Genomic DNA, 17,658 nt, shown 5'->3' with positions numbered 1-17,658 from the left:
TTTTTAATGTGTCCTATATTATAATTTGTCTATATTAATTTATATTTTCCCTTTAGGGGGTTAGGGGGCTTCTATTTTACTTTAGAGGCCAGCCATTTGGTTCTGAATTCTTGCTGTGCCTGAGTAGGGGTTTTGCCGGCTTTTTCAAAAGTCACTACTTCCAGCGCCGGGTTTTCGGCTAAGGTAATAGTGGTGGTATGGGCACCTGTGCGGTTTTTATATTCTACGCTGATTGGGTCACCCGGTTTTTTACCGTTTACAACGCCGTTTAAATCCTGCACGGATTTAATGTCCTTGCCGTCGGCTTTGGTAATAATATCACCTGCATCAATACCGGCATTATAAATAGGCGAACCCATTACCGTGCTTGATTGTATGGGCAATCCCTCACTATCAATTGTGCGGGCCATGCCCGAGCGGCCGCGGGCAGGGGTGGCCGGTACCAGGCCAATCCAGGCTTTGCCGGGCTGAGCCTGGCGCAACTCCATACCGGCATTGGCCAGTAGCGCGGCATAGTTATTTTTTTCTACGCCGTTAATGTAGCGCTTAAAAAAATCGGCAGCAAAGGCTGGCTTACCTGTAAATTTGGCAAGTACATTTTGTAAGTCGGCTATGGTGTAAGGCTTTTCAGTTTTGCCATGGGTAAGCCATACCTGGCACATGTAATCGTCCAGCGTTAAATTAAACTCGCTGCGCAGGCGTAAATCTAAAGCCAGGGCAGTAGCGCCGCCATATACATAGTAGCTGGTAAATACGTTGGTATTATTATTAGGATCAATAGATACTCCTGCATCAGCAAATACAGCGTAGCGGCTCATTTGCGCCGGACTATAGTGCGCAGCCGCAGGTGTATTCAGCACTGAGTTTACCAGTCCGGCTACGGTGCGGGTATATTCTTCGGGCGTATGAAAGCCCGCACGTACCAGCAGCAGTTCGCCGTAATACTGGGTAAAGCCTTCGGCAAACCATAATTCATTGCTCATGTTGGCATGCTCAAAATTAAATGGCTCCAGGGTTTTTGGGCGAATGCGCTCCACATTCCAGCTGTGAAAATACTCGTGCGAGAAAGTGCCCAGTAACGGTACTTCCATGCCTGCTACTTTTGCTACGGGCTGCACAATGCAGGTAGAGTTGCGGTGCTCCATGCCGTCGCCGCTATCAGTAGGGTATACATCCTGTAAAAAAGTATAATTGCCATAATCGTATGTAGGCAATTCGCCAAATACAGCCTTGGCCTCCAGTACTACTTTTTGCACCATTTTAGCAAAATTGTCAATTACATCCTGGTCATCGTCGCTATGCGTGGTAAGGCGGATGGTTTCCTTTTTGCCATTGGTGTTGGTTACCTCCCAGCTGGCTTGCTTATAAGCGGCCAGTTCGGTAGGGCTGTCCATCATATATTGCAGGTTGGGGGCACTATAAACATTGTCGCCTTCGGGGTGCAGTTGGCTGGCCACTTTCCATCCGTACTTATCCATATCCCTGAATTCAAACTTAACCGGACGGTCATCCAGCCCTACAGCCCACATAAAGGCGGCAGGCATATTCAGGTGGGCGTGGCTGGGGTCAATTCCGGCGTAGGTACCATCGGTCCAGTTGCCAAATAAGGTGTATTTAATTACAACAGTACTTCCGTGCTCGGGTACTTCATACACATCGCCTTCTACCTGTTTTAGTTCTAAAGCTGAACCATCCGGGCCACTGGCTTTTACGTTGTAAATGTTTTTTCCAAATTCATGCGTGGCATAGCGCCCCGGCGATGAACGGCTCATGCGTACCCTGAGTTTACCCGAAGGAGCCTGAGGTACGGTCATTTCTATTTCGGCCTCATGGTGTTCCGCATTGGGAAATGATACTCTGTAGTAAATGGCTTTTTGAGCCGGTTGTGCAAAAGCTGCCGTTGCGCACAAAAGCGCTGCAGCCATAGTGCCTAATGTTTTCATGATGTGCAAAAAAGTATTTACAGCGCTGAAAGTACGAAGGATTTCTGGATAAAAAATGTTAGAGTGATAAAGGATGAATGGCGGTATTGACAAATGATGAAAGGATAAAGAACAAAAGATGTGAAAATTGATTTTCACGCATATTTTTTCCATCCTTCATCTTTCTTCCTTACATCCTTTATCCCAATTATTTTTTATGTTAGAAGCCATGAATAGCTGGTTTAAAAATTATAAGGGCATTATCTTTCTGCTGGGTGGCATTGTAGCAGGCAGTGTAGCCGGATTGCTGCTGGGTAACCGCGTAGCTGTACTTAAGCCCATTGGTGATATTTTTTTAAATCTACTGTTCACAGCCGTAATACCGCTGGTGTTCTTTGCCATCGCTTCGGCCATTGCCGGCTTGGATAACTCAAAACGGTTGAGCCGGGTAATGGGCGTAATGACTTTGGTGTTTTTAGGCACAGTACTGGTAGCGGCCCTGGTTACCATGGCTGCTGTACACCTGTTCCCGGTGCACGAACGGCTGGTATCAGCTCCGTTGATTGAAACCATACAGAAAAATAATATCGGCGACCAGATTACGCAGTTGTTTACCACCGGCGAATTTTATGAACTGCTTTCGCGCAAAAGTATGCTGGCGCTTATCATCTTTTCCTTACTGATTGGCTTTGCCACCCTGCGTGCCGGAGAAAAAGGGACTGCTTTTGCCCGTTTACTGCACTCAGGCAACGAGGTGTTCGGGCAGCTGTTCGTGCTGATTATGAAACTGGGGCCTTTGGGACTGGGGGCTTATTTTGCTTACCAGGTAGGCATCTTTGGGCCGCAGTTATTTGGTACTTATGCCCGCTCATTGGGACTGTATTATGCGGTGGGCGCTTTTTATTACGTAGTGTTTTATAGTTTATATGCGTTTATTGCCGGCGGAGTTACCGGCTTTAAAAAATATTGGCGCAACAATATTGTGCCCTCGGCTACCGCTGTTGGCACCTGCAGCAGCATTGCTACCATACCTGCCAATCTGGAAGCTGCAAAGAACATAGGTGTGCCCGATACCATTGCCAGCGTAGCTATCCCCTTGGGAGGCACCTTGCATAAAGATGGATCCAGCATATCATCTATTATTAAAATGGCAGTGGTGTTTGCCCTGTTTGGGCGCAGTTTTGATAGTGCGAGCGTAATTGCTATTGCATTGGGGATGACGGTGCTGGTAAGCGTAGTAGAGGGCGGTATACCTAACGGAGGCTATGTGGGCGAATTGCTGTTCATATCGGCATACGGCTTCCCGCCCGAAGCTTTACCGCCAGCCATGATTATCGGTACTTTGGTAGATCCCATGGCTACCCTGTTGAATGCCACAGGTGATACCGTAGCTGCCATGCTGGTGGCACGTTTTGCAGAAGGCAAAGGGTGGATAAGGGAAACGTAGCCATTATACACAAAGAGGGCCACGTTGATTAACATGGCCCTCTTTGTGTAAGGATAATAACAATTACTGCATGGTAGTTATACCCATATTTTTAGCTATGGATTGCAGCGAGGTTAAATGTGCCCTTAAAGTGGGCAATGTTTGGTTGGCATAAGCTTTAATGCTGGCGTCTGATGAATTGAGCGCCGCGTTTTCAAACATCTTAATGGTGTTCTGGTGATCTACCAGCATCATGCTTACATAGTTTTTGTCGAAGGCAGCACCGGTGGTGTTGGCTAACATAGCAGGTGTAGCCAACTCGGCACTGGTAGGGGCTTTAATGATATAGCCTTTACCTTCGGCCAGCTTTTTGAGTTTGCTATTGGCCTTGGTATGATCAACCACCATTCTGGTGCCGTAAGCCTTTACGCTCATGCTTTTGCCTTTGCGGGCTGCCAACTGGCCGGTTTTAATTTCTTTTAATCCGCCTACGGTGGCGTTATGTAAAAAGTTAGCGGTTACTGTATCTGGCTTTGAAGCCGAAGGCATAGTAACCTGTGCTGAGGATGCCTGGAAGGTAAAGGCGAGCGCCACAGCGGCGATGAATGATGTTATTACTTTCATGTTTATTAAATTTAACTGTAGATTTAATATGTAACCTTTGGATTAAATTAGTGTTTTGTAAAACTGGACAAAATGAACACTTTAAATTCACAGTAAGTTACAAAGCCTTTACTCATGTAAAAAAGGTATGATTATGATCAGCTATTGCTTCCTTTTAATAGCTTAATGAGTTTCCTTGTTATCGGGTTTGTTCAGCAGGTTTTCCATGTCTTCTTTCGAAGCCGGCGTTGTATTTTCTTCGGCTTGTTTCACTTCATCTTTCTCACTCATAGGATGCTGTGTTTTTAGCTTTTCCTCTTCCTGATTTTTTTCTTCCGGGTTGCTTTTAATCGGATTTTCCATAGCCATTGGGTGTTTAAACGCAGCCGCATTGCAGGTGTTGCGCGTTAATTAAGAACTGTGTATCTGTATTATGGTTTGAATTATTTAACTCAACACTCATCCCAAACGTAAAAACTAAGCTCGGCTACATATATTAGATATTAAATTTAAGTTGGTGATATTTAACTGTTATGAAAACTTTTGTATGGTATCAGGGTTATTAAAGCGATACGCTGATACCATACTATTAATTGCAACATCAACATGACAGTCTCTGAACCATACCAACTATCTAATACAGAATTAAAAGTGGTAAACCCGGTTATTGAACCGGCTATGCATGCCATACCAGGGCAGGATATCGATACCCTTGCTACTACTAAAAGCCTTCGTGATATGGCTGATGTCTTTTCCATCACTTACTATTACCAAAATTATGTGCATCGTAGCCGCGTGGTAAAAGTAGGCCGCACCGAAGCAGAATCTTTTTATAAAGTGGTACTTAACAGCAGGGTATGTGGTAACCAGTGTTTATGCTGGTTAAAAAAGCAACCCGAAGGATGGCAAATGTTGTTAGGTCAGCCCATTGATGCTGAATTGATGAACGCCATTACAACAGCTATTGAAAGCCGGTAATCTATCCGAACTCAAAAGCAGAACAGGCAGCATGTAATCCATGCTGCCTGTTCTGCTTTTGCAGGCATCTAATATTTTAAATGTATAAAAGTTACCGCAGTTTTGTTGTCAAAGCAGGTAATTCGGCAATAATCAGTACTTTAGAACCTGATTTTTGACAATAGACTTTCCCCTCAAAACAAATATGAAAAAAGTAATACTGGTAACAGGCGCCTCATCAGGCATCGGCCTGGCCTGCGCTAATGCTTTGCAAGCCGCCGGGCATACGGTATATGGTTCGGCCCGCAGCTTGAGCCGTTTAGCTAATGTAAGCTTTAAACCTATAGAACTGGATGTAACTGATGATGCCTCAGCGAAAAACGCTATTGATAAAATTGTAAGCGCCGAAGGCAAACTGGATGTACTGGTAAACAATGCCGGTAACGGTGTAGCTGGCCCTGCTTATGCGATGCCGGTTGAAGATGCGAAAAAGCAGTTTGAAGTAAATTTTTTCGGTGTAGTACGTATGTGCAGCGCCGTACTGCCTGGCATGATTAAAAGCAACGCCGGCATGATTGTGAATATTAGCTCACTGGCTGGCTTGTTTGGTTTACCCTATCAAAGTATGTATAGCGCTTCTAAATATGCCGTTGAGGGTTACTCGGAAAGTTTGCGGATGGAACTGCGTAAAACCGGTATTAAAATAGTGGTGATTAACCCTGGCGATTTTAAGTCTGATTTTAGCCAGAACCGCCAAAAAATCAACTTCAATTTAGATAATGCCGAACTGAAGAATGCTTACGACGTAGCGGTTGCCAGCATGGAAAAAGACGAAAGTATTGCCCCGAGCCCCGATATGCTGGCCAAAAAGCTGGTAAACATTGTAAGTACCAGCAATCCCAACCACAGTTACCTGGTAGGCTTAATAGGTCAAACTATCGCCCCAAAACTGAAACGTATACTACCGGGCAGCTTATTTGAAAAGCTGATGTGTGACCATTACGGAATTAAGTAATACATCTCATTAATACAAATAGGGCGCTTACGATGAGTAAGCGCCCTATTTGTATTAATGAGATGGGCGGTGTTTCCATCTGCCTGATCGGTGAGGGATGCGGTGAGCTATGGTAGGATGGCTACATTATGAAGCACTGACTGGAAAAGCCTTGTGTACAAAATCTCTCCTACTCTCCCAAGGGAGGAACACATAAGTGCAAGGCAAAGCGCCTATGCACTCAAGCGCTGTGGCCCGGCGGAAAAAGTGGGCCATGCAGTGGCCTTGCGCGGGGAAGCTTTTTTTCTGCCTTGATTTTTTGTTACTTTTTGATCAAGCAAAAAGTAAACAGACATTAATGAAACACAGAACTTAAAAGCGGATAGCACCACCAATGCAAAACTACACCCCGCACAACTCATCCCAATACTCCACCGCCCGGCGATAATGCGGGATGACGATAGAACCACCCACCAGGTTGGCAATCATAAAGATCTCATTCATCTCATCGGTATTTACGCCGGCTTCGTGGCATTTGCCGAGGTGGTATTTAATGCAGTCGTCGCAACGTAATACCATACTGGCTACCAGGCCCAGCATTTCTTTGGTTTTTACATCAAGCGCACCTTCAGCATAGCTGGTGGTATCCAAAGCAAAAAAACGCTTAATATTGGTATTGGCCGAGTCCATAATGCGGTCGTTCATCCGCGTACGGTAGGCGTTAAAATCATCAACTAATTGTCCCATATCTAACTTAAATTATTGAATTATTAAATAAATATATTGGAAGGTAATATCCTTACATTATACCTTGTTTCTGAATTTTTACTTTTTAAATTTGACCTTCAACTTCAACAAACCATGCAAAGCCTTACCCCCAATATTTTTGTGCGCAGTATGAGCGAAACCCTGGCCTTTTACCGTATGCTGGGCTTCGAAGTAGTAAACGCTGTACCGCCAGAAAGCGGCGATGCTGCAGTTTGGGCAATGCTAACCTGCGGCGAAGTAATGCTGATGTTCCAAACTTTTGAAAGTTTAGCTGAGGACTTACCGCAAATCAGTCGGCAAGACGGCGGTTCATTGTTATTATACATCAAAACTCAGGATATCCGGGTGTTTTTTGAAAATATAAAGGACAAAGTTACGGTAGCTAAAGGTTTAGAAACTACTTTTTACGGTTCCACGGAGTTTTCTATTGTAGACAACAATAATTACTTGCTCACTTTTGCCGAAGATGAGGTGGTTACCCAATCAAGCTAACTCCACGGCCGGGTTCCAGAATAGCTCCTTGAAGTTAAGCACCTGGTTATCTTCTACCTTGACGCCTTCGCTTTCCAGCATTTGCTGCATGCGTTCAAATGAGCCAAAATGAAATTTGCCGGTTAATAAGCCCTGGCGGTTAACCACCCGGTGCGCCGGTACCGGCGGCATGGCCGTATGTGATGCGCCCATGGCATAACCCACCACACGTGATGAACCTTTACTGCCCAAATATTCGGCAATGGCACCGTAAGAAGTTACCCGCCCGGCTGGTATTTGCCGCACTACTTCATACACCCGCTCAAAAAAGTTATCCTGCGCCATTGAGGTTGAATTTATGATAACGCGAATTTCAGGTAATTGATATTCTTGTTATGCTGTAAGTATTTCTTCTCATAATATGTTTTGATAGAGAGTACTTCATCAGCATAAACAGAATTGTACAAATGCTCGGTTTTAATTACCGGTTTAACGCCTGCTTCTGAGAGTTTTTCTACTGTATAGGCATATAGGTTGTCATTGTCGGTTTTTAAGTTTACAAAGCCGCCCGGTTTCAATATCAGTTTATATTTTTCTAAAAAGCGGGGAGAGGTGAGGCGTTTCTTTTCACGGCTGATTTGCGGCTGCGGATCAGGAAAAGTAATCCAGATCTCGTCTACTTCGCCCGGGCCGAAATAATCCAGCAGATTTTCAATCTGAATGCGTAGAAAGGCCACGTTGGGTACGCCATCTTCCAGTGCAGTTTTAGCGCCCCGCCAAATGCGGTTGCCTTTATAATCAATACCAATAAAATTTTTGTCCGGAAACAGCTGTGCCAGGTTTACTGTATACTCGCCTTTACCGCAGGCCAGCTCCAGCACCACCGGATTGCTGTTTTTAAAAAACTGCTGAGCCCATGTGCCTTTATAAGGCTGGCCGGCTTCTAATTCTATAACATTGCTGAAAGTTGCAATTTCTGCAAAACGCTTTAATTTATCTTTTCCCACTATAAATAATAAAAGCAGCAAAAGTAAATCTTTTGCTGCTTTTAACATCGGCTAATTGTAAGTGCCGTAGTTTAATAATTTTTAGGTGGTTCAGGATAGCCTTCTGTAATGGTACTTTCCTGCTGAACCGGAACTGCAGCTACCGGCATCGGCAAAGCAGCATCTACCTCAGCAGGTACGCCGGTTGGCGGTGCGGTAACTACAGCTGCTTTAGGCTTTTTGGGCAATTTACTGAACAGGTTTTTTACTTTCCCCCATGCGCCGGTTACAGCGCCTTCATTTACATACGTAGATGCCTTTTGTGAAATTAAGCCCACTAATGATTTAACAATGAAATTGGAGTTTTTGAACAAAGTTTTGTTCAATGTAAACGGTAGTACCACGCGGGATAAAAGCCCCAGTATATCCTGACCGAACAGGTGATTGGAATGTGAATCTTCCTGGCTACGCGGAAACAGGGTTTTTGCAGTAGCAAAAATAGCTGAAGGGCTGCTGAAGCGCTTTCTCAGATCGATTTTTTGCTGCTGGCGCAATTTTTCGAGGCGCAGTATTTCTGATTGTAAATCGGTTATGTTCTGAACAGGTAAATCCATCTTACTTGAAAATCTTTTTAATCAGTAAATTAACTAATGGTTTTTCAACCGACTTCTTCGCGAATACGCAAACCAGTACGATGATCAGAAATAACAGCGACACACAGCCGAAGCCTTTCCAGTATGCGCCCAGCACTTCGCCCAGGTAGAGCGCAAGCGTAAACAGCAGGAACAAAAACAACAGCAGCGAAAATACGGCGATTACTGTACCAATCATGGCACCTGCTGCGGCCGATGTTCCCTTCTCAATGGCTTTGTACTTGGCCAGCTTAATCTGGGTTTCGGCAAATTCACGTACCTGCTCCAAAATTGGCTGTGGCGGGGTTTGCTGCGTATCCTTTTGTTCTTCCATAACACTTTTATATCATTCCGGTTAAAGCAAATTCAGCCAGAATAAATTTACTTCTTAATTTATGCGTGCTCTAAATCGTCCTGGTATTCTTCTTCAACACCGTTCATGCGGTTTTTTAGATTGCCTACTACGCGCTCTTTTAAATCAGCCAGGCGGTCAAGCTCGGCGGCGGCAGTTTCTTTAATGCTATCAGTAAGGTTGCCAAATGAGTCGGTTAATTTATCGCGCGTTTCGGCGCCTTTATCAGGGGCAAATAAAATACCCAGAGCTGCACCTGCGGCTAAACCGGCCAGTATGGCTACGGCAATTTTAACACCGCTGTTATCTTGCTTAAATTTAAGGTTGCTCGGCAATTTTTTATTTATCCGGGAGAATTGGTTGTTTGACATATGTTTGGTATTTATAGGTTATTCAACTCTTATATTCGTCAATTATCTAACCAACAAAGCTGCACATTGTTCATGGCAGCTTTATCAATCTGTATAATTTTTTATGTTTTAAAAGTGTGATGACAGCTAATCTGCTGCAAGCGCGTGCTTTATGAAGCAGCTATAAAATGTATCAGTTTAAATCTTCAATATGTTTATTAATGGCCTGGCAGCTATTGGCTATCGTATCAATACAAAACGTAGTAAATGAATTGGTTTCCGAATTGCTAAGCTCATGCCGTAACTGGTCAATGGCAAAATATACGTTTGATAACTGGTTTTTGATATCGTGCTTTATTTCGCGTAGTTTTTGTTTATCATCTTCGGGCTGCATTGTTACTATTTTCCTAAATTAATGGCCTTCATTTTGTTATACAGCGTTTTGCGGTCAATCTTCAAAATCTCGGCCGCTTTGGTTTTATTGAAGTTTACCTCACGCAGTACTTTTAAAATGGTATCATATTCTGCTTCGAGGGCTGCATTTTTCAAATCATGCTTGGGCTCTTTTGGTAACTGCGTTTCCGTGAAAACCGGTTGCTCCGTAGCTGTTAATTGCCGGCTTTGATTATAGGTGGATATCTCGAGCGGCAGGGCTTTAAGCTGAATTTCGCTGCCTTCGGTAAGCAGTGTAGCCCGGCGTACCACGTTTTTCAGTTCGCGAATGTTGCCTTGCCAGCGGTAGTGCAAAAAGCAGTCTTCTACCTCGGGCGAAAACGTTTCAACATTGCGGCCCAGTTCCTGGTTGGCCATTTTTAAAAAGTGGTTGGCCAGCAGCATAATATCGTTGCCCCGCTCACGCAATGGCGGCATATGAATACTAAACTCGTTGAAGCGGTGATACAAATCCTCGCGGAAGCGGCCTCTCTGAATGCCGTCTTGCAGGTTCTCATTGGTAGCTACAATAATGCGCACATCCAAATCAATCTCTTTGGTGCTGCCAATGCGCTTTACTTTGCGCTCCTGTACAGTACGCAGCAGGGCGGCCTGAATATCGTATGATAGGTTGCCTACTTCATCTAAAAAGAGTGTACCGCCGTTGGCCATCTCAAAGTGGCCGATTTTGGTATACAGGGCACCGGTAAATGACCCTTTCTCGTGCCCGAAAAATTCGCTTTGGGCCAGCTCTTTGGTTAAGGAGCCGCAATCCATCGCAATAAAAGGCTGATCGGCCCGAGGACTGTTGAGGTGGATGCTTTTGGCTACCGACTCCTTACCTGTGCCGCTTTCACCTAAAATAATAACGCTGTAGTTGGTAGGCGCTACCAGCTCAATCTGGCGCAGTAGTTCTTTTGAAGCGCGGCTGTGGCCTACTACAAATTCATTAGCCAGTACCTGCTTCTTGCCTTCTTTGGCTGCTTTGGCCGGTGTTACTGCCGCAGGCTCTACCTGTGGGTCAACCACCAGTGCGTTGTGGGTTTCAATGGCTTTGTTGATGGTGTTGAGAATCTCATCGGGGTACAGCGGCTTGGTGATATAATCGTAAGCCCCCATTTTAATGAGTTCTACCGCCATTTTAATATCAGAATAGCCGGTAATAATAATTACCCCGGTGGTTGGGTATTGCTGTTTGATATTTTTCAGCATTTCCCTTCCATCAGTATCCTCCAGCCTGAAATCACACAGTACCAGGTTGTATTCTTCCGATTTCAGGTACTCCATTGCACTGGCACCACTTGATGCTGTGGTTACATTAAACCCATTACGGGTTAAGAACCGCGAAAGCAGCAAGGAGGTGTTCACCTCATCATCAACAATCAGAATTTTATTCATATCAGATTCAATCCGGCTAGTTTTTTCTACAATATTAAAAGAATAATGGGCATAGTTTTTGTAAATATATTAAAAACGGGTAAAAAACACCACAGTTTTTTACTGATATCATATCAATTTAACCACCGGTAAAATTGGGCTTTCGTTTTTGTAGAAATGCTGCCGTGCCCTCCTTCATATCATCGGTGCCAAAGCAGTTGGCAAACAAGTTAATTTCGGTTTCAAAACCATTAACCGGCTTGTGTGCTGCATTGATAGCCGTAATGGCCGATGACAAAGCCGCCGGAGAATGCGCCAGCATTTTGCCCAGTAATTCTTCGGCTTTTGGCAACAGCTCTTCGCTACTTACTGCATAGTTAACCAAGCCATAAGTATGTGCTTCGGTTGCTGTAACCATAGCGCCGGTTAAAATCATTTCCATGGCTTTACCTTTGCCTACCAAGTGGGTTAAACGCTGCGTGCCGCCATAACCCGGAATTAATCCCAGTGATACTTCGGGCAAACCCATTTTTGCATTTTCAGAAGCCACGCGTATGTGGCATGCCATGGCCAGTTCTAAACCACCGCCTAAGGCAAAACCGTTTATTGCAGCAACCACCGGCTTTGGCGATTTTTCAATGAAGTTAAATACCCGTGTTTGCGCTGTGCGTGCCAGGTCATCGCCCTGACTGATATTCAGCCCGGCCAGTTCGGCAATATCAGCGCCGGCTACAAAAGCCCTAGTGCCCGATCCGGTGATAACGATGCCGCCAATCGCTACATCTTTTATGGCCTCCAGCATGGCATCGTGCAATTCGTTTAAAGTAGCTTTGTTAAGCGCATTCAGTTTGCTTTCGCGGTTGATGATAATGTAACGTATGCGTTCTTTATCTTCTATTCGCAGATTTTCAAATGTCATGATATTTAAAAATTACGGTGCTCATGCACCCAGCCGGTAATGTAGCTCACTATATCCTGTGTACTGGTGCCGGGCGGAAAAAGTTCGCCTACACCCATATTTTTTAATGCATCTGCATCGGTTTGCGGAATAATGCCCCCGCCGGTAAGCAATACGTCATCCATACCATTGGCTTTAACGAGGTTGATGATTTTGGGAAACACCGTCATGTGTGCGCCTGAAAGTATGGAAATGCCGATTACATCCACATCTTCCTGCAGGGCAGTGTTCACCACCATTTCGGGCGTTTGTCGCAGACCGGTGTAAATGACTTCCATGCCGGCATCACGCAGGGTGGTGGCAATAATGCGCGCACCGCGGTCGTGCCCGTCTAATCCTACTTTAGCTACTAATACCCTGATGGGGCGGTTAAATTGGTTACTCATTGGTAGAAACGAGTTCTATAGTGTTGTATAGCGGTAAATGTACAAAGTTTTAAATGTAAAGTAAGTGTGTTGGTGAGTGTTTGGTAAAGTGCCGCTATGCGCTTTGGCGTTCTGTGCTGTTATGAATATCTGTTTACTTTTTGAGTAAGCAAAAAGATAAATTATGTACATTAAAGTACAATACCAACAAAGTAGATAGCAATATCACATCAGTCATTATATCACGCTCAAAATCCCCTTACTTAGCTGCTGCAAAAATTTACTACTTTTGCCCTTAAGTATCGGCATATCATTAATGCTGTATGCAATACCATGAGCGAAGAAAAATCATTAAACTTTATAGAGGAAATTATTGAGGAGGATATCCGCGAGGGCAAGCACCTGGGCCGGGTACATACCCGTTTCCCACCCGAGCCGAATGGCTATCTGCATATTGGTCATGCCAAATCTATTTGCCTGAACTTCGGCCTGGCGAAAAAATATAACGGTAAAACCAACCTGCGTTTCGATGATACCAACCCGGTAACCGAAGATACTGAATACGTAGAAAGCATTAAGGAAGATGTGCGCTGGCTGGGTTTTGAATGGGCCAATGAGCTGTATGCTTCCGATTACTTCGACCTGTTGTATGCGTTTGCCCTGAACATGATCAGGCAGGGATTGGCCTATGTGGATGACAGCACTTCGGAGGAAATTGCTGCTCAGAAAGGTACGCCTACCGAGCCGGGTACGCCTAATGCTTACCGTAGCCGCAGCGTTGAAGAAAACCTGCAACTGTTTGAAGACATGAAAGCCGGTAAATATCCCGATGGGGCCAAAGTGCTTCGTGCTAAAATTGACCTGGCTTCGCCCAATATGCTGCTGCGTGACCCATTGATGTACCGCATTAAGCACGCGCACCACCACCGCACTGGCGACAAATGGTGTATTTACCCCATGTACGACTTTGCCCACGGCCAGTCGGATTCGATTGAGGAAATTACCCACTCGCTGTGTACACTGGAGTTTGTGCCGCACCGTCCGCTGTACGAGTGGTTTATTGATAAGCTGGAAATCTTCCCATCGCGCCAGTATGAGTTTGCGCGCCTGAACATGACCTATACCGTAATGAGCAAGCGTAAGCTGCTGCAACTGGTAAACGAGGGCCATGTAGAGGATTGGGATGACCCACGTATGCCGACCATCAGCGGTTTGCGCCGCCGTGGTTACACGCCGGCTTCCATCCGTGAGTTTTGCGACCGCATTGGTGTGGCCAAGCGCGAGAACATGATTGATGTGAGTTTGCTGGAGTTCTGCATCCGCGAGGATTTGAATAAAACCGCCTGGCGCCGTATGGCCGTGCTGGACCCGGTGAAACTGGTGATTACCGATTACCCTGAAGGCCAAACCGAAACCCTGTTTGGTGAGAATAACCCCGAGGTAGAAGGTGGCGAGGGCGGCCGTGAAATCCCGTTCAGTCGCGAGCTGTATATTGAGCGCGACGACTTTATGGAGGAGCCGACTAAGAAGTATTTCCGCTTGGGCCCGGGCCTGATGGTACGCCTTAAGAATGCCTATATTATTAAATGCGAAGATTTTGTAAAAGATGCCGAAGGCAATATCACTGAAATTCGTTGTACGCATGTGGCCAACTCTAAATCGGGCCATGATACCAGCGGCTTAGTAGTGAAAGGCACCATCCATTGGGTGAGCGTTGCCCATGCCCAACAAGCCGAAGTGCGCATGTATGAGCGCCTGTTCCAGGTAGAAGACCCCAGTAATGAGGAGGGCGATTTTAAAGAATACCTGAACCCCGAGAGTTTACAAGTACAAACCGCCTACATAGAACCCGATTTAGCCACAGCTCTGCCCGGTAAAGGTTACCAGTTCATCCGTAAAGGCTATTTTACGCTGGATAAAACCTCAACTGCCGAAAAGCCGGTGTTTAATCGTACCGTAACCTTAAAAGATACTTGGGCTAAGGCAGCTAAGAAATAAGTTTTGATTTTGGAAGTTGGAGGTTTGATTTCGGATTTTACTTGATATATGAAAGGCCGTTGCTGAATGATAGCAACGGCCTTTTATGTGTAGTGTACGATAGGTGCTGCGCGCAGTAGATGCAGCACCACGCAGCACCCGCAGCAGTGGCAGAAGCGTGTCAGTGATTTTTCGGGTAGATGCAATCTACGGGCATACGGCTTCGAAGTTGGAAACTTCGAAGAGCGGAAATAATTTTGTAGTAGCGGGCTAATTATTCGTCCCGCCCGCCATTGATCATATCCGATACGATACCCGCATTTGCCTTGCGTTCCGCTAATATCACACCAATGATGTGAACTAAAATAAAAGCAATGACAATGTACATGCAGAACCCATGCACTTCTTTTATACTATGACTAATGCTTCGCGGAATGCCTAATTGTTTTTTAAAAGCTAGGCTTAAGCCTGTGACGACAATAACCATCAGTGTTATATAAAATACCAGGTAAGTGATTTTTACAGCCAGCTCGTGACGGGCAATTGCGTAATCTGAGTTTTTAAGTTTAAAATCTTTCCAGGCTTTCCCAAGCTTCTTAAAAAAGCGCTGTTTGGTGCTTGGAAAACCTTCTAGAATAAGGCGAAAAAGCAGGAATGCTGCCAGTGCATACCCAAAATATATGTGTACACCCCAAATCTCATCGCTCAAGGCATGAGAAACGCCTGATGCCTGCTGATCCGTTACAGTTGGGTTAGCAAGTTTGCTCTTAATAAAATTACCGCTTTCATGTTCATCCAAAACAGTGGAATTGATGAGCACTGTAATTAAGGATCCCGAAATGATTAAAACGCTGGCCCAATGCCAAAGCCTCAAAGAGGCAGAATTCTTTTTAATTCTTTCTGGTTGTTCAATGTCATTTCTAACAGGTTCGATAATAGCCATATTCCAATTATTTTCCGTTTATCAGTTTTGCCATTGCAAATGCCGCTCCGGCAGCAAGCGCTCCGATAACCAGCACCTTAAATGCGCCTCCAATGGCTGGCTGACCGGTAACTTTGCTTTTAAAATACCCAAAAACAAAAAGACAGATATGGTAACAAGACATGATCTGTACAATGCATGGGTTGAATCTCTTTCAAAGAAATAAGGCGATAAAGGAATTATGCCTCCCACCACGTAAGAAAGCCCTATTGTGACTGCACTTTTTGTTGCCCGACCTGGTGCGGGTTCCTCCAGCCCCAGTTCATAGCGCATCATAAAATCCACCCATTTATCCTTGTCTTTGGCCAGTTCATCAGCAATTTGAATTTGCAATGAGTCTGATAAACCAAATTCTGCAAAGACTTGTTTGACTTCTTCTTTTTCCATTTCAGGTACACGTTCTACCTCCTCATACTCCCGGCGAAGTTCTGACGTGTAATGGTCAGCTTCGGTACGTCCCGCCAAAAAACCGCCCAAACCCATCGCGATGGAACCTGCGACAATCTCGGCTATTCCGGCAGTCACTACTATTCCCGACGAATTCACGGCGCCACTTAATCCAGCTGCTAATGCGAATGGAACGGTAAGCCCATCAGACATACCAATTACAATATCTTTTATCGTATCTGAGCTTTGCAGGTGCTTTTCCTGATGCTGTTTCAAATTCGCCATATTCTCTTAATTTATTTCCTTGCCTGTGGTCGGTGTTATCACCGCACCACCCGCTGGTAGATCAAACGCTATATACTAATCAACACTAACTACAAATCAGCTTTTCATCTACCTGTTATACGGTTGCTCGCTCACCCAATGAAAGCCCCTGTCGTTCAACTCAAATTTTATACGGCTTAAAGCAACGTCTATTCTTTGCCCCTCAAATTTGCCAAAAAGCTGCAGTTGGGTAGGCGATAGTTGTTTGTAGTTTAGGGTGTCCGTTTGCTGACTGCTCTGCCTTTTGAGCAGCAACATTTTTTTAGCTGAATTTTGAGTTACACTAAAATATTCCGTTTTGCTGCCAGGGTGCTGTATACTGCCAAACCCGTTTTTTTCAAAGGCGATGCTTTTCCACTGGTTTTGTAAATTGGGACTATTGGGTGGTAACTGCTGCCCGTTTACCGTATAGCTGTCAATTTTATAGGCGCCGTGCAACGTATTGGTAATTTTGGTCATTTCTGCGTACCGCATACCAGTACCTACAAAGCCGGCTACCACATAAAGCACCAGTAATGCTTTAAGTACCAAGCGGGTAATACACATCCATTTTTTACGGAAGGGGGCCATACGGATCACCCACAATTTCACCTGCTCATCTTTAAAAAAGAAACGGCATAAGTTTACGATGTTTGGCGAGAGCAGGAACAACGACATTACTACCAAGCCTGTAGATACGATTTTAACCGGGACATCAAAAAAGTAATTAACGGCCATGATATTGAGCGAGGTAAACAGCGCAATAATAGCCCCGAAAGTAACCGTGCGCCTGAACAGCAGCGTTATGGCGCTCAGTTCAGCTATCCCGATCAGGATGTTATAGCCGTGCGAAAAGCCATAAAACGTCCAGGCCAGGCCCATGGGCGAAAAATCGCCAAAGGTTTGCAGCATGCGGCTGTAAGCCGTGGGCGGAAATTGCAACTGGAAAACTTTCACCAGGCCGTAAGTTACCATGGTAAAGGCTATATAATACCGTACGGCTACAGTAAGCCAGTAATACATTTTAGGATAGCCGATAGTCTTGCGGTCGACCAGGCTCCAGACGGCGCAGCCAATCAGTGAAATGATGAGTACTATCAGCAGGTTCACATAATCATACGTGGTATCGCCGCTGCCATTGGTAAATATGGTAATGGCTTCGGGCAGGTGCAGCAGGTGAGCGCCTACCCAGGGCGTAAATGCATGCAAGCCCATAGTAATAAGCATAATAAGCGGGTACAAATAAGGGTAGGCACCATTACTAAACACCAGTGCATACAAGAGGAGAAAAACAAAGACAAACCGAAACAGTACTTTACGAGATGCGCTCCACACCAAATTAATATCTCCATTTAAGATAGTCGACGAGTTTTCTGCAAGAGGTTCTGGTTGCGTTGTTTGCATAAGGGTAAAGTT

20 protein-coding genes and 1 pseudogene are annotated in these 17,658 nt (G+C 45.0%); 5 read left to right on the top strand and 16 right to left on the bottom strand.

The window, feature by feature from the left end; all coding sequences use genetic code 11:
* Positions 1-71 precede the first annotated feature (71 nt).
* The gene (locus tag ACYVNW_RS11335; RefSeq protein ID WP_460679981.1) at positions 72-1,943 is read right to left on the bottom strand and encodes a M61 family metallopeptidase; all 1,872 of its coding nucleotides are present in this window, start codon (positions 1,941-1,943) and stop codon (positions 72-74) included.
* Between the two features lie 196 nt (positions 1,944-2,139).
* Between ACYVNW_RS11335 and ACYVNW_RS11330 the strand changes: the two genes are divergently transcribed.
* Entirely contained in the window at positions 2,140-3,369 is a 1,230-nt protein-coding gene (locus ACYVNW_RS11330; protein ID WP_460679980.1) for a dicarboxylate/amino acid:cation symporter, read from the top strand.
* Positions 3,370-3,432: 63 nt separating this feature from the next.
* Here the strand turns inward: ACYVNW_RS11330 and ACYVNW_RS11325 are convergent, their stop codons facing one another.
* Together ACYVNW_RS11325 and ACYVNW_RS11320 are read right to left on the bottom strand one after the other, a co-directional pair.
* Positions 3,433-3,972: a DUF4142 domain-containing protein gene (locus tag ACYVNW_RS11325; protein ID WP_460679979.1), complete on the bottom strand. Its 540-nt coding sequence runs from the start codon at positions 3,970-3,972 to the stop codon at positions 3,433-3,435.
* A gap of 162 nt (positions 3,973-4,134) precedes the next feature.
* Positions 4,135-4,314 (bottom strand): hypothetical protein, encoded by a 180-nt coding sequence (locus tag ACYVNW_RS11320; protein ID WP_460679978.1) that lies wholly within the window; start codon positions 4,312-4,314, stop codon positions 4,135-4,137.
* Positions 4,315-4,557: 243 nt separating this feature from the next.
* On the opposite strand from ACYVNW_RS11320, the gene ACYVNW_RS11315 reads away from it, so the two are divergent.
* Together ACYVNW_RS11315 and ACYVNW_RS11310 are read left to right on the top strand one after the other, a co-directional pair.
* On the top strand, positions 4,558-4,929 hold the full coding sequence (locus tag ACYVNW_RS11315) for a hypothetical protein (protein WP_460679977.1): 372 nt from the start codon (positions 4,558-4,560) through the stop codon (positions 4,927-4,929).
* Positions 4,930-5,113: 184 nt separating this feature from the next.
* The gene (locus ACYVNW_RS11310) at positions 5,114-5,923 is read left to right on the top strand and encodes an SDR family oxidoreductase (RefSeq protein ID WP_460679976.1); all 810 of its coding nucleotides are present in this window, start codon (positions 5,114-5,116) and stop codon (positions 5,921-5,923) included.
* A gap of 381 nt (positions 5,924-6,304) precedes the next feature.
* On the opposite strand, the gene ACYVNW_RS11305 is transcribed toward ACYVNW_RS11310, so the two are convergent.
* Positions 6,305-6,649, bottom strand: coding sequence for a carboxymuconolactone decarboxylase family protein (locus ACYVNW_RS11305; protein ID WP_460679975.1), 345 nt, complete (start codon positions 6,647-6,649; stop codon positions 6,305-6,307).
* 114 nt (positions 6,650-6,763) lie between these two features.
* Between ACYVNW_RS11305 and ACYVNW_RS11300 the strand changes: the two genes are divergently transcribed.
* Complete coding sequence (locus ACYVNW_RS11300; RefSeq protein ID WP_460679974.1) at positions 6,764-7,162, top strand: VOC family protein; 399 nt, start codon at positions 6,764-6,766, stop codon at positions 7,160-7,162.
* On the opposite strand, the gene ACYVNW_RS11295 is transcribed toward ACYVNW_RS11300, so the two are convergent.
* The 9 genes from ACYVNW_RS11295 to ACYVNW_RS11255 all read right to left on the bottom strand — a co-directional run bounded on the left by ACYVNW_RS11295 (position 7,154) and on the right by ACYVNW_RS11255 (position 12,614).
* A complete protein-coding gene (locus ACYVNW_RS11295; RefSeq protein ID WP_460679973.1) occupies positions 7,154-7,486 on the bottom strand; it encodes an MGMT family protein in 333 nt (110 codons plus the stop codon). The genes ACYVNW_RS11300 and ACYVNW_RS11295 overlap by 9 nt on opposite strands.
* 11 nt (positions 7,487-7,497) lie before the next feature.
* Positions 7,498-8,148 (bottom strand): tRNA (guanosine(46)-N7)-methyltransferase TrmB, encoded by a 651-nt coding sequence (gene trmB / locus ACYVNW_RS11290; RefSeq protein ID WP_460679972.1) that lies wholly within the window; start codon positions 8,146-8,148, stop codon positions 7,498-7,500.
* Between the two features lie 71 nt (positions 8,149-8,219).
* Positions 8,220-8,741, bottom strand: a complete 522-nt coding sequence (locus ACYVNW_RS11285; RefSeq protein WP_460679971.1) for a hypothetical protein — start codon at positions 8,739-8,741, stop codon at positions 8,220-8,222.
* A gap of 1 nt (position 8,742) precedes the next feature.
* Complete coding sequence (locus ACYVNW_RS11280) at positions 8,743-9,093, bottom strand: phage holin family protein (protein ID WP_460679970.1); 351 nt, start codon at positions 9,091-9,093, stop codon at positions 8,743-8,745.
* A gap of 59 nt (positions 9,094-9,152) precedes the next feature.
* A complete protein-coding gene (locus ACYVNW_RS11275; RefSeq protein ID WP_460679969.1) occupies positions 9,153-9,482 on the bottom strand; it encodes a YtxH domain-containing protein in 330 nt (109 codons plus the stop codon).
* A 172-nt stretch (positions 9,483-9,654) separates the two neighbouring features.
* Complete coding sequence (locus tag ACYVNW_RS11270; RefSeq protein ID WP_460679968.1) at positions 9,655-9,855, bottom strand: hypothetical protein; 201 nt, start codon at positions 9,853-9,855, stop codon at positions 9,655-9,657.
* 5 nt (positions 9,856-9,860) lie between these two features.
* On the bottom strand, positions 9,861-11,291 hold the full coding sequence (locus tag ACYVNW_RS11265) for a sigma-54-dependent transcriptional regulator (RefSeq protein WP_460679967.1): 1,431 nt from the start codon (positions 11,289-11,291) through the stop codon (positions 9,861-9,863).
* A 118-nt stretch (positions 11,292-11,409) separates the two neighbouring features.
* Positions 11,410-12,189 carry an enoyl-CoA hydratase/isomerase family protein gene (locus ACYVNW_RS11260; protein WP_460679966.1) on the bottom strand — a complete coding sequence of 260 codons (780 nt, stop codon included), beginning with the start codon at positions 12,187-12,189 and terminating at the stop codon, positions 11,410-11,412.
* A 5-nt stretch (positions 12,190-12,194) separates the two neighbouring features.
* The gene (locus tag ACYVNW_RS11255; protein ID WP_460679965.1) at positions 12,195-12,614 is read right to left on the bottom strand and encodes a cobalamin B12-binding domain-containing protein; all 420 of its coding nucleotides are present in this window, start codon (positions 12,612-12,614) and stop codon (positions 12,195-12,197) included.
* A gap of 312 nt (positions 12,615-12,926) precedes the next feature.
* On the opposite strand from ACYVNW_RS11255, the gene ACYVNW_RS11250 reads away from it, so the two are divergent.
* Positions 12,927-14,591 carry a glutamine--tRNA ligase/YqeY domain fusion protein gene (locus ACYVNW_RS11250; RefSeq protein WP_460679964.1) on the top strand — a complete coding sequence of 555 codons (1,665 nt, stop codon included), beginning with the start codon at positions 12,927-12,929 and terminating at the stop codon, positions 14,589-14,591.
* 253 nt (positions 14,592-14,844) lie between these two features.
* Here the strand turns inward: ACYVNW_RS11250 and ACYVNW_RS11245 are convergent, their stop codons facing one another.
* The 3 genes and pseudogenes from ACYVNW_RS11245 to ACYVNW_RS11235 form a co-directional block, all read right to left on the bottom strand.
* Positions 14,845-15,513 carry a cytochrome b/b6 domain-containing protein gene (locus ACYVNW_RS11245; protein WP_460679963.1) on the bottom strand — a complete coding sequence of 223 codons (669 nt, stop codon included), beginning with the start codon at positions 15,511-15,513 and terminating at the stop codon, positions 14,845-14,847.
* 7 nt (positions 15,514-15,520) lie between these two features.
* A pseudogene (locus ACYVNW_RS11240) lies at positions 15,521-16,152 on the bottom strand (VIT1/CCC1 transporter family protein).
* Between the two features lie 180 nt (positions 16,153-16,332).
* Positions 16,333-17,646: a hypothetical protein gene (locus ACYVNW_RS11235; protein ID WP_460679962.1), complete on the bottom strand. Its 1,314-nt coding sequence runs from the start codon at positions 17,644-17,646 to the stop codon at positions 16,333-16,335.
* Between the last annotated feature and the right edge of the window lie 12 nt (positions 17,647-17,658).

The organism is Mucilaginibacter koreensis (assembly GCF_054783355.1).
This window is presented reverse-complemented; position numbering and strand designations above follow the sequence as displayed.